This window comes from Streptomyces sp. NPDC005574, from assembly GCF_040605435.1.
Classification (GTDB): domain Bacteria; phylum Actinomycetota; class Actinomycetes; order Streptomycetales; family Streptomycetaceae; genus Streptomyces.
In genome coordinates, this window is record NZ_JBEXCW010000050.1 from 1 (window position 1) to 11,195 (window position 11,195).

10 protein-coding genes and 2 pseudogenes are annotated in these 11,195 nt (G+C 72.9%); 5 read left to right on the top strand and 7 right to left on the bottom strand.

Going from position 1 to position 11,195, the window contains the following annotated elements:
* Positions 1–390: 390 nt before the first annotated feature.
* Positions 391–1,491, top strand: a complete 1,101-nt coding sequence (locus tag ABZT03_RS27185) for a winged helix DNA-binding domain-containing protein (RefSeq protein ID WP_356043774.1) — start codon at positions 391–393, stop codon at positions 1,489–1,491.
* A gap of 52 nt (positions 1,492–1,543) precedes the next feature.
* On the opposite strand, the gene ABZT03_RS27190 is transcribed toward ABZT03_RS27185, so the two are convergent.
* Together ABZT03_RS27190 and ABZT03_RS27195 are read right to left on the bottom strand one after the other, a co-directional pair.
* Positions 1,544–2,860, bottom strand: coding sequence for an alpha-amylase family protein (locus tag ABZT03_RS27190; protein WP_356043777.1), 1,317 nt, complete (start codon positions 2,858–2,860; stop codon positions 1,544–1,546).
* Between the two features lie 11 nt (positions 2,861–2,871).
* Positions 2,872–3,342: a MarR family transcriptional regulator gene (locus tag ABZT03_RS27195; RefSeq protein ID WP_356043779.1), complete on the bottom strand. Its 471-nt coding sequence runs from the start codon at positions 3,340–3,342 to the stop codon at positions 2,872–2,874.
* Positions 3,343–3,627: 285 nt separating this feature from the next.
* Between ABZT03_RS27195 and ABZT03_RS27200 the strand changes: the two genes are divergently transcribed.
* The gene (locus tag ABZT03_RS27200; protein ID WP_356043782.1) at positions 3,628–4,209 is read left to right on the top strand and encodes a dihydrofolate reductase family protein; all 582 of its coding nucleotides are present in this window, start codon (positions 3,628–3,630) and stop codon (positions 4,207–4,209) included.
* A 3-nt stretch (positions 4,210–4,212) separates the two neighbouring features.
* Positions 4,213–4,566, top strand: a pseudogene (locus ABZT03_RS27205) (AraC family transcriptional regulator); the annotation flags it as partial.
* 90 nt (positions 4,567–4,656) lie between these two features.
* On the opposite strand, the gene ABZT03_RS27210 reads toward ABZT03_RS27205, so the two are convergent.
* Entirely contained in the window at positions 4,657–6,405 is a 1,749-nt protein-coding gene (locus tag ABZT03_RS27210; RefSeq protein ID WP_356043785.1) for a SpoIIE family protein phosphatase, read from the bottom strand.
* 156 nt (positions 6,406–6,561) lie between these two features.
* On the opposite strand from ABZT03_RS27210, the pseudogene ABZT03_RS27215 reads away from it, so the two are divergent.
* Positions 6,562–6,705 (top strand): annotated as a pseudogene (locus tag ABZT03_RS27215) (tautomerase family protein); the annotation flags it as partial.
* 185 nt (positions 6,706–6,890) lie between these two features.
* Here ABZT03_RS27215 and ABZT03_RS27220 read toward each other — a convergent pair.
* The 3 genes from ABZT03_RS27220 to ABZT03_RS27230 form a co-directional block, all read right to left on the bottom strand.
* The gene (locus tag ABZT03_RS27220) at positions 6,891–7,748 is read right to left on the bottom strand and encodes a calcium-binding protein (RefSeq protein ID WP_356043787.1); all 858 of its coding nucleotides are present in this window, start codon (positions 7,746–7,748) and stop codon (positions 6,891–6,893) included.
* A 222-nt stretch (positions 7,749–7,970) separates the two neighbouring features.
* Complete coding sequence (locus ABZT03_RS27225) at positions 7,971–8,339, bottom strand: DoxX family protein (protein WP_356043790.1); 369 nt, start codon at positions 8,337–8,339, stop codon at positions 7,971–7,973.
* A 49-nt stretch (positions 8,340–8,388) separates the two neighbouring features.
* A complete protein-coding gene (locus ABZT03_RS27230; protein WP_356043792.1) occupies positions 8,389–9,000 on the bottom strand; it encodes an NAD(P)-binding domain-containing protein in 612 nt (203 codons plus the stop codon).
* Between the two features lie 206 nt (positions 9,001–9,206).
* Here ABZT03_RS27230 and ABZT03_RS27235 point away from each other — a divergent pair, with 206 nt between their 5' ends.
* Complete coding sequence (locus tag ABZT03_RS27235) at positions 9,207–9,677, top strand: MarR family winged helix-turn-helix transcriptional regulator (protein WP_356043795.1); 471 nt, start codon at positions 9,207–9,209, stop codon at positions 9,675–9,677.
* Positions 9,678–9,853: 176 nt separating this feature from the next.
* Here ABZT03_RS27235 and ABZT03_RS27240 read toward each other — a convergent pair whose 3' ends face one another.
* Positions 9,854–11,191, bottom strand: coding sequence for a ricin-type beta-trefoil lectin domain protein (locus ABZT03_RS27240; RefSeq protein ID WP_356043798.1), 1,338 nt, complete (start codon positions 11,189–11,191; stop codon positions 9,854–9,856).
* Positions 11,192–11,195: the final 4 nt, after the last annotated feature.

Genomic DNA, 11,195 nt, shown 5'->3' on the forward strand with positions numbered 1-11,195 from the left:
CCGGCCAGGTCGTCGCCGCCCCCGTCTCTCATCTCCCGCCCGGCGATCCCCCGGCCCCTCCGCCCACCGGGCCCCTCCGCCCACCGGGCCCCTCCGCCCACCGGGCCCCTCCGCCCACCGGGCCCCTCCACCCACCGGGCCCCTCCACCCATTGCGCCCCTCCACCCACCGGGCCTCGCGGCGCAGCGAAGGAAACGTCATGACCGTGAAGACACATGAGCCGGGGCGGCCCTGCCTCCGCCCTTCACGCCCCCGCGGTGCGCCATGCCTCCGCCACGGGAGTGCGCGCGGTCGGGGCCGCGGCGGGCAGGCCGACCCCCATGCCACCCGCCGTCGGACGGTTCCCACCGCGCGGGCGATCAGGCGGCGGGGGTGGGGTGGCGTGGCCCGATGACCGTTCTGGACACACGGGCGCTCAACCGCGCCACGCTGGCACGGCAGTTGCTGCTCGACCGCGCCGACGTGCCGGTCCTGGACGCCGTCGCGCACCTCGGTGGGCTCCAGGCCCAGGAACCGCAGGAGCCGTACGTCGGACTCTGGTCGAGGCTGCGCGGGTTCGACCCGGCGGCGCTCGGCGACCTGCTGACCGGGCGGCGCGTGGTGCGCACCCACCTCATGCGTCGCACAGTCCACCTGGTGACCGCGGCGGACGCGCTGGCCTGGCGGGCCCGCCACGAGGTCATGCTGCGTCAACGGGTCCTCGGGACCTACCGGCGCGAACTCGCCGGGGTCGACCTCGCCGAACTCGCCGCGGCCGGCCGGGCGGTGATGGCCGACGGGCGGCCCCGCACCATGGCGGAACTCGTGGGTGCGCTCGCCGATCGCTGGCGGGCCCCGGGACCGCGCGCCCTGGGGGAGATGGTGGTCGCCGCCCTCGTCCCGATGGCGCAGCTGCCACCGCGCGGACTGTGGCGCATCCGGGCGGGGGTGCGCAACATGCGCCTCGACTCGTGGCTGGGGCGAGCGCTCGACCCGCCGGCCCCCGCGGGCACCGATCCGGTCGGCCGGGCGCTCGTACGGCGCTACCTGGCCGCCCATGGTCCGGCGGCCTCGGCCGACCTGCGGGCCTGGTGCGGACTCGCCGGGCTGCCGGCCGCCGTCGCCGCGACACGCGGGGAACTGGTCGCCTTCCGCGACGAGCGCGGCCGGGAACTCCTCGATCTGCCCGACGCGCCGCGCCCCGACCCCGGCACCCCCGCCCCGGTGCGGTTCCTCCCCGCGTTCGACAACGCGATCCTCGGCTACCACGACCGCGGCCGGATCATCGACGACGTCGACCGCGGCCTGTCGGTGGCCGGTGCCCGGGTGGTCCTGGTCGACGGCCGGGTCGCCGCGACCTGGAACGCCGCGGCAGGCACGGTGACCGTCACACCGCTGCGCGGCCTGGCCCGGGCCGACCACGCCGCCGTGGCCGAGGAGGGACACCGGCTGGCGTCCTTCCTGTCCGACGGGGACCGCCACGGCGTACGGATCGCCACACCGGTCCACTGACCGACGCCTGCCAACTCCCTTCCCGTTCGACTTACTTGAGACGGCGCGGCGGTCAGGACGGGAGAGTGGGCGCGGTGGCGACGCACCAGCCGTAGGGCGGCAGGGACACGGACCCGTCGCCGGCGGCGGGTGTCGCGTCGCCCGCCGCCGGCTCCCACGCGGCGGCCGGCACGGTGGCCGTGGCCGCCTCGCCGCCGTAGTTCAGCGCGACGGCGACGGCGGCGCCGCTGTCCGGGTCGTGGAGCGTGTAGGCGAGGACGGTGTCGTCGACGGTGTGCGGGCGGGGGCGGGCGCGCACCAGCCAGGGGTGGCGCCGGCGGACGCCGATAAGGGTCTGGTGCAGGCGCTGGACGTCGAGCCCCTCGGGGCCGAGGCCCGAGGGGGAGTCGGGGAAGGCGGGGCGGATGGCGTCGTCGCCGCCCACCCGCTCCTCCTTGACACCCTGGCGCCCGCGTTCGTCGCCGGCGTAGACGGACGGGACGCCGCCGACGGTGAAGAGCACGGTCAGCGCGTGCGCGAGGTGGCGGGGTTCGCGCAGTCGGCTGGCGATGCGGGTCACGTCGTGGTTGCCGACGAACGTCTGCGGGGCGAAGACGTCGAGCAGCGCGCTGTGACGCGTCAGGGACCAGGCCAGTTCGTGGGGGTTGACGTCGTTGAGCGAGCTCCAGATCGCCTTCCACAGTTCGTACTGGGTGACGGAGTCCAGCCCGCCCTCGGTGACGTACGAGGTGTAGTCGCCGTGGATCACCTCGCCGCACAGCCATGCCTCGGGATGGCGGGCCCTGACCCGGTCCGAGACCGTGCGCCAGAACGCTTGAGGGACGGCGTAGGCGGCGTCCAGTCGCCAGCCGGAGACACCGCGCGCCAGCCAGTGGTCCATGACGTCGGTGACGTGGTCCACGACGGCCGGCGAGGCGTGGTCGAGCGCGACGAGATGCCCGTGGCCCTCGAAGGTGCGGAAGTCGTCCCCCTCGGGGACGAACCAGTCGGCGTAGGAGGAGGCGGAGCCGTGCCGCACCACGTCGGCGAACGGAGCGAAGGAGCGGCCGACATGGTTGAAGACGCCGTCCAGCAGCACGTGCACGCCGCGGGAACGGGCCTCCTCCACGAGCCGGACGAGGTCGTCCTCGGTGCCCAGACGCGGATCGACACGGAAGTGGTCGACGGTGTCGTAGCCGTGCGTCTCGGACGCGAAGACGGGCCCCAGCGCGAGCCCGTTGCAGCCGAGCCCGACCAGGTGGTCCAGCCAGTCGGCCAGGACGGGGAGGCGGTGGCGCGGGGCGGAGTCCGGCGGCAGTGCGGCGGGTTCCGCGCCGAGGAAGCCCAGCGGGTAGACGTGCCACCAGATGGCGTGGTCGGACCAGGGCACGGCAGCCTCCATCAACGGGTTCGGGACGTGCGGTCGGCGGTGCGGACGGGGGAGTCGGCGAGACGGTTCATCAGCCCGGCGGCCAGCAGCAGCACCTGGCGTTCGGTCTCGGTGAGTTCGGCCAGGGCGAGGTCCAGCCAGGTGTCGCGCCGCGCCATGTCGTGGGCGAGGGCCTCCCGGCCGCGCGGTGTCAGCTCCAGCATGCGCTGGCGTCCGTCGTGGTCGTCCCGGGTCCGGCTGATGAGTCCCTCGTGCTCGAGTTCGGCGTAGACGCGGGTCAGGGACTGCGGCTGCTGGTGGTCGGCGGCGGCGAGGGCGCCGGCCGACATGGGGCCGTTGCGCAGCAGGTGGGCGAGGACGCTGTTCTTGTTCGGGCTCAGCCCGTCCGCGGGCCGCTCGGCGCTCAGCCTGCGGGCGAGCCGCGTGACACCCTGCCGGATCTCCGGGGCCGGTAGCGGACGGGCTGGTCGCTGAGACGTCACGACTCAAGGTATCACTTGCTAAATCGCCCATGTCTTCGAAGGGGCGGACCTTCGTGAGGTGCATTGCGTCGGACCTCAGCTGATTGCGAAGGTGCCGCGATGCTACGTGGTGCGTAGGAGTGGACGAGGCGGCCGTGCCAGGTACGGCGCCCTGATCACGGCCGTCGGCGGGCCGGGCGAGTCCCGTACCGTGCCCCTGACTCCAGAAGTCCAAGAGCGATGAGTTCCGCGGTGGTTCCCCGTCTGACTCGTTACAACAGATCACTCGCGTCCGAGGAGAGCATCGTGACCGTCACCTACACCTTCGACGTCTTTTCCAGCCTCGACGGCTTCGGCAGCGCTGACAGCGACAGCTGGGGTGGTTACTGGGGCAAGCAGGGCCCCGAGTTGCTGGAGCACCGCCTCGCCCTGTACGGCGAGGAGCAGCGGATGGTCTTCGGTGCCACGACGTATCGGGAATTCGCGCAGATGCTGGCCGACAACACCGAGGAGTCCGGGGTGCGTGACCCCTGGGTCACCCGGATGAGGAGCATGCCGACGACGGTGGTGTCGAGCACGCTGCGGGAACCGCTGGACTGGCCGGACGCGACCGTCGTGCGCGGCGATGCCGTCGACGCCGTCGCCCGGCTCAAGCAGGAGTCCGCGGTGCCGTTGCGCTCACACGGCAGCCTGTCGTTGAACCGGGCGCTGATGGCCGCCGGTCTCGTCGACCTCGTCCAGGTGACGCTCTTCCCGGTGATCACCGGTCGGACCGGAGATGCTCCGGTCTTCCGGGGCGCGGCCGACTTCGACCTCGAACTGGTCCGGAGCCGAACGCTCGACGGCCGCGTCCAAGAGCTCCTCTACCGGCCCACCCTGCATGTCTGAATCCGGACCACCACGTTCACCTCTCATGACCTGCACCTGGACGACAGCTCGCACCCCTACGACTTCCGGCCGGCGGACGACCGGGAACGCCGGGTCGTCAGAGGGTTCGGCGTGGACGTCCCCAAGGCGCTGCTGCCCCTGCCGCCGCACCGGATACGGGAGTTGCTGAATCGGCGCCTGTCGGGGCACGAGGGGATCGGCGCCCTGCTGACGGACTTCCTCACCGGACTGGACCGGCAGGCCGACACCCTCCGGCCCTCCGACGCGTCCCGCATGGGCAGGGGCGTAGTGGATCTGCCGGCGGCCTGGATCGGCCACCTGCTCGACGCGGACGCCGCCCTGCCGCCCGAGACCCGCCAGGTGGACGCGGCCCCGACGAACTCCGCGCCCGCGCCGGAGGACAGCCGGACGGCAGACGGCAGCTTCCGAGCCCATCCGTCCACCGTGTCAGGCGGTCGAACCCGCGCCGGAAGCGGCGGCGGGTGTGCGCAGGGCGAGCATGGCGATGTCGTCGTCGTTGTCGCTGCTGCGCATGCGTTCCAGCAGGGAGTCGCAGAAGGAGTTCAGGGGGCGGTGGGCGAGGGAGGCGGCGTGCCTGCGCAGGCGGTCCAGGCCGTGGTCGATGGGGTGGAGCGGGGATTCCACCAGGCCGTCGGTGTAGAGCAGGAGGGTGGACTGGGGCGGCAGGACGGTGACGACGTCGGGGCGGGGTCGGGTGATCCCCGTGCCGAGCAGGAGGCCGTGGGCGTCGTCGAGGTAGCGGGCCCGGCCGTCGTGGCTGATGAGCAGCGGGGGCGGGTGACCCGCGTTCGTCCAGTGCAGTTGCCACAGCTCACCGTCGGCGAGTGCGAGGGTGGCCAGGATCATGGTCGCCATGGGGGCTTCGACGATGTGCCGTATCGCTTCGTCGAGTTGGGTGACGACGGCACTGGGAGTGCTTCCCGGCTGTGACCACGCGAAGGCGCGCAGCATGTTGCGGACCTGCGCCATGCCGGCCGCGGCGTCGAGGTCGTGCCCGACGACGTCCCCGATGACCAGGGCATGGGTGCTGCCGGCGAGGGGGAAGGCGTCGTACCAGTCACCTCCGACGGAGGAGGCGTGCGGCGCGGGCACGTACCGCGCTGTCATCTCCACCTCGGGGACGGCGGGGAGGTGGGGCAGCAGGTGGCGCTGCATGGTTTCGGCGACTTTGCGCTGACGCTGGTACAGGCGTGCGTTGTCCAGGGCGAGGCCCGCGCGGCGGGTGAGGTCCTCGAGCAGCGGCAAGTCGTCGGCGGTGAAGGGGTCAGGACGCCGTGAGCGGCCCAGGGTCAGGGCCCCCAGGACATTGCGCAGGCCGCGGACGGGAGCGATGGCGGCGGAGTGCATGCCGGTGGCGGCGAACAGGCGTTGCTGCTCGACGGCTATGCCCGAGTCGGGCGGTCCCTGGTAGGTGGCCGGTCCGGCCAGGGAGGAGGCGGCGCCACGCAGTGCCCGGGACAGAGGCATCGGGGACTCCCCCGGCACCGGTGGCATGGGTCCCTGCAGGTCTTCCCGCTCGACGAGATCGCCGTCCTTGTGCCCTACGACCAGTGCGCGCCGCACCTCGTCCCGCTCGGTCAGCAGGTCGAAGACGGCCCAGTCGGCCAGCCGGGGCACCGTCAGGGCGGCCAGCCGGCGCAGCGACTCGTCCACGTCCAGGGTGGACGTCAGCTGGGTCGTCGTCTCCGCCAGCAGGGCCAGGCGGTCCATCTCCGTCAGCGGCGCGGGGACCGCGCCGAGGGCACCGTGTGAGGCCGTCTGGTCCCACCCGTACAGCACCACCACCGCGCCCGCCGTGCCCGAGGTGGGTGACAGGGGTGTGACCAGCCACGACAGCGGGACCAGGGTGCCGTCACCGCAGAGGAACCACTCCGCGTCGCCGTGGTCGGTGCTTCCGCCGAGAAGCGCCTTCCGCATGCGGCAGCGGGTGCGGGGGATGAGGTGCCCGTGGATGTCCCGGTGCAGCAGGTCGTGGAAGTCCTGTCCGACGAAATCCTGAGGGCTTCGGGCCAGCAGGTCCTGGGCAGCGCGGTTGGCCGCGACGACGAAGCCGTCGCTGTCGATGAAGACGGCGGCGGCCCGCAGTCCCTCCAGCGTTGTGGCGATCCGGGCGTGGGCCCGCACCTGCTGCCCGTCCGCGGAGGACGCGCTGGTGCCCGCGCCGGTGACATCCATGATCCTCCTCGCCCGATACAGACCATTCCCAGTTCCCGGAATGGGCGCCCGCATTCCCATGATGAGGGATGCGCGAGATTGACCTGCGGAAACGCGCCTGCGTAAACGCCGGTGCCGGGGCGGGGGAGGACGTCAACGGGTCGGTTCGATGATCTGTTGGGTCCCGTTGACGCCGAGGAGGCCGAGGGCGTCCGCGTTGTCAGGGTTCCCGCGGGCACCGTCACCGCCGAGGACAAGAAGAAGATCATCGAGCGCACCACCGACCTGTACGCAGATATGTTCGGGGAACGGGCCCGCCCCCTGCGGGCCCGGCGTCACGGTGCCGGGCGACTCGTCTCGAAACCCCGGCGCGAGCATGACGCCCGGCCTCCACGGAGGGCACGCCGCCGGGGCACGGGGACCTGGCGGCGCCCTCCCGGAAGACGGAGTGGCCGGATCTCTCCAGGGCCGGGCCACCCCCGTCGCTCCTGGTGGTGCTTGCCGGTTCAGGGACGTACGTCGACGTAGTCGCCGCCTGCCTTGGCCGGGCCGGTGGTGTGGGTGCCGGTGAAGTTCCACCGCCAGTAGCCGTCCTTGACCGCCTTGGCCGTGGTGCGAAGGGTGCCGGTGCCGCTGGTGTTCACCGTGGCCACGGTGGTGTAGGTGTTGCTGCCCTTCGGGCGGAACTGCAGTTTCACGGCCTGGCCCGCGTATCCGGCGTACCGGTAGGTGTCCCAGTTGGCCCGCACGAGTTTGCCGGTGATGGTGATACGGGCGCCCTTGGCCACCGGTTCCGGTGAGGCGTCGACGGTGAGCCGCGCGGCCCGCTTGAGGCCGAACGACCCCACGCCGGGGGCGAAAACGGAACCGCCGTCGTGGGCGTCGACCAGGGCGTCCACCGACCAGGTCCCCGCGTTGGCGTTGGCCAGGTCCACCGGGTCGTCACTGCCCGGAGCCGTGTGGGCGTTGACGGTGAACGCGGTCGTACATTCCGTCGCGCTCTCGCAGTACGCGTCGGTGGTGTAGAACCCGCCGTGCGGGCCCTTCAGGTCCACATCGGCGAACGACAGACCGGAGTCGTCCGATCCGGTGACGGTGACCGGGAACTGCACGTCGTGCGTGATGCCTACGATGACGTCGTGTCCGGAGTTGACGGTGGCACCGCTGACCACCGGGTCGCCGGGCGCCGCGTCGGCCGAGGCGCCGACCCCCGCCAGCAGAACGGCGACGGCCCCCACCACGACACCGCGGCTTGTCGCGCGAGCGACGGGATTGCGCCGTATGACACGTGCGGCGGTGACGGGCGGGGCGGTGTCGCGCCCGCCGCCTTCTCTGTCGCCAAGGGGTGCTGCGAAGCGGCTCATGGATCCTCCCGGAGATGGCAGGGCCGCCTTGCTGCCCACCGCACCGACCACGAGGGCGGTCGGTGGCGAGCGCAGGAGACCGAGGTATGTCCCTCCCTACGACTGCCGAACCGGCCCGATCGTTGCCCCCGGCCGGGCGGCAGAACAACCGGCCACCCGCCGGTCCGGCACGAACAGCAGCCGAGACAAGGGCGGGTGACCCTGCCGTCGTTCCTCGTGCTGCTAGGAGAGAACGAGAGTGGCGGCGGTGGCGGCGGCGACGACGGCGAGGACGCCGGGGGCCATCGCGCCGCCCCGGGTGCGGGGATCGGCGTAGTCGCCGGCCCTGGCGTGGAAGGCGACGGCTCCGACGAGTAGGAGCCCGAACCCCGCGGCGGCGGCCACTCCGACGGGCTGTACGAACAGACCCGTCAACAGGCCCGCGGCGGCGACCAGTTCGGCCAGTCCGATGAATCTGACCAGGCCGGCGCTGAGCCCGCCCGGCCCCCGCAACCGGTCCGGCACGGAGCCCTTGAGCAGTGCCTTCGGCAGCCCGGCGGCCAGTCCTACGGCGGCGAGCAGCACGCTCAGCACGGCGGCGGCGATGAACACGAGGGGGAGAACCTTTCGGGAGAGGGTCGGTCGGGGATGCCCTGCCCGGTCAGGCGAGCGGCTGCTCGGTGAAGTTCCTGAGCACCAGGGCGTGGGGGGCCTCGATGAGCCGGCCGCCCTCGTCGATCCGGCCCAGCTCGACCGCCGACAGTCCGAGGGTGTCCGCGAGCCGGGCGATCCGCGCGGTGGCCTCGGCCGAGTCGCCGGCGACGAAGACGACCCGGCGGCCCTGGCCGGCGGGCACCGGGGCCGCGAGCGCCCGCGCGGGCAGCTGGTTGAACGCCTTGACGACCTGCGCGCCGGGCAGGACCTCGCCGACGTAGTGCGAGGAGAGCCGCCCCTTGAGGATGTCGGGCGCTCCGGGCGTGTAGTGCGCGTTGGTGGTGTCGACGACGGTCTTCCCGCTCCAGTCGGGCAGTGACGTGCCGAACTTCTCCACCGCGGTGAAGGGGATGGCCATGAGGATCACGTCGCACGCGAGTGCCTCGGCCAGGGGCACCGCGCGGACCGCGGAGCCGAGAGAGGCGGTCAGGCCGCCGATCGACTGCGGTCCGCGCGTGTTGGCGATGCGTACCTCGACCCCGGCTCGGGCGAAGAGCTCCGCCAGGGCCGAGCCGATGTTTCCGGTGCCCACGATGGCGTAGCGGGTGTCTGCGGACATGTGTGTGTTCCTGTTCCGGTCGAGAGGGGGGAGCGGTCGACGTGATGCGGGGGGAGCACGTACGGCTGCCGCGGCCTCGCCGGGCCGCCGCGGTCGCCGTGTCCCCGTCGGGCGGGGCGCCGCCGCCGTCAGCCATTTGGTTGACGTGTTAACCAAACCGTAGGCAGGAATTGGTTCACATGTCAACCAAGGCGTAGGATGCGCCCATGGGAGAACCGCGGTGGCTCGACGAGCGCGAGGAGCGGGCCTGGCGCGGCCTGATGAAGTTGCAGGCCGGACTGTCCGAGTACATCGAGCGCCAGCTCCGCACCCGGTGCGGGCTGTCGAGCGCCGACTACCAGGTGCTCGCGCACCTGTCGGAGGCGCCGGACGGGCGCCTGCGGTCCTTCGTCCTCGGGGACGCGCTGCGCTGGGAGAAGAGCCGTCTGTCGCAGCACCTGACCCGGATGCAGAACCGTGGTCTGGTCACCCGTGAACGCTGCCTGGATGACCAGAGGGGCGCCGTCGTGGTCGTCACCGAGCGGGGGCGGGCCCTCGTCGAGACCGCCGCCCCGCTCCACCTCGCCGACGTACGGGACGTCCTGATCGACCACGCCACGCCCGCCCAGCTCGACCTGCTGGGGGATCTCGCGGACCAGGTCGAGGCGCGCCTCGCCGAACTCGATCCGAAGGCGTGACGACTCCTGCCCGCCCGGGACCGGCGGACGGTTGAGCCGACGGACCGACGGACCGACGGACCGCGGCACGGCCGGACGGTGGGAGCGGGCGGGGTCGTGCGGGGTCGTTCCGGCCGATCGCCGGAACGGTCGGCCCAGGGGCCGCTACCGGTCGCCGGAGACGGCTCGTCCGAGGGTCAGCGGGTGCTCCACTTCTGGTTGTCCCTGCCGTTGCAGGACCAGAGTTGGAGGCGGGTGCCGTTGCCGGTCTCCTGGTCCTTGACGTCGACGCACTTGTCGGCCTGCGTGTTGACCAGGTCGTGGGCGGCGTTGAGCCGGAACTGCTGTGCCGGGTTGCCGCTGCACTTGGCCAGCTGGATCACGGCGCCGTCGGACCTGGAGCCCCAGGCCACGTCCATGCACAGGCCCATGGACCGGACGGTGCCGTCCGACTTGAACTGCCACTTCTGCCAGTTGGCGCCCCCGCAGTTCCATATCTCCAGCGGAGAGCCGTCCTTGCCCTTGTCGCCGACGATGTCGATGCAACGGCCGCCCGCGTGACTGTAGACCAGCACTCCGGGCGCCACGGTCGTCGTCTTGCCGGTACCGGTGCTCGTGCCGGTCCCGCTCTTGGTGCCACTGCTGCCACTGCCGGTGCTGCTGCCGCTGCTCCCGCTCTTCGACGTGGACGTGCCGCTGCCGCTCTTCGACCCGGAGCCGCCCTTGGCCGAGGACGAGCCGGAATCCGCGTCTCCCTTGCCGGAGCCGGCCGCCGACCCGTGCTGGGAACCCGAGGCCGTCGTCGACTTCCCGCCGTGCGCGGTCTTCGACGGCGACGACGAGCGCGGGGCCCCCGGCACCGGGGCCGCCGAGCCGAAGCTCCCCGGGGAGTCGCCGCCCACCGAGTCGCCCAGCACGGTGCCCGAGGTGCTGCCCGCGTCGGCGGCCCGTACGGCGGTGTCGTCGTCCTCCCGCGTACTGATCAGGAAGGGCACCGACACCAGGAGTGCGCCGGCGATCGCCGCGGCGGCCAGCATGGCTCTGGGCGGGCGGCCCGGCCGGCCCTCCTTGGCCGCGCCCGCCTCCGAACCGCCGTCCGCCGAGCCCGCCGCCACCGCCGGCCCCGGCGCGCCGACCGCTTCGCCCACGCCGGTGGCCGCACCCTCGCCGCCACCTTCGGCCACCGCCGTGGCGCCGGTCCCCGCGTCACCGCTCGCCGCGGTGGAGCGGGTCTCCGCCTCGCCACTTGCCACGGTGGGGCCGGTCTCCGCCTCGCCGTCTGCTGCCGGGACGCCCCTGGTGGCCTGCCGTCCCGGCGCGGCGGGGGCGGTCACCGGGCCGGAGGAGGTCTCGCTCTCCGCCTCCGCCTCTGCCGGGGGTCCCGGCTCCGGAGCGGCGGACGGCCACAGCAGCGGCTTCGCAGGGGATGCCGGGGCGGGGGAACCCGCCCGGGCGGCCGGTTCGGCCTGGGCGGCCGACGCGCTCGCGCCCTCGGACCCGGCGGCGTTCTCGGCGGCGTTCTGTGCGGTGGTCAAGACG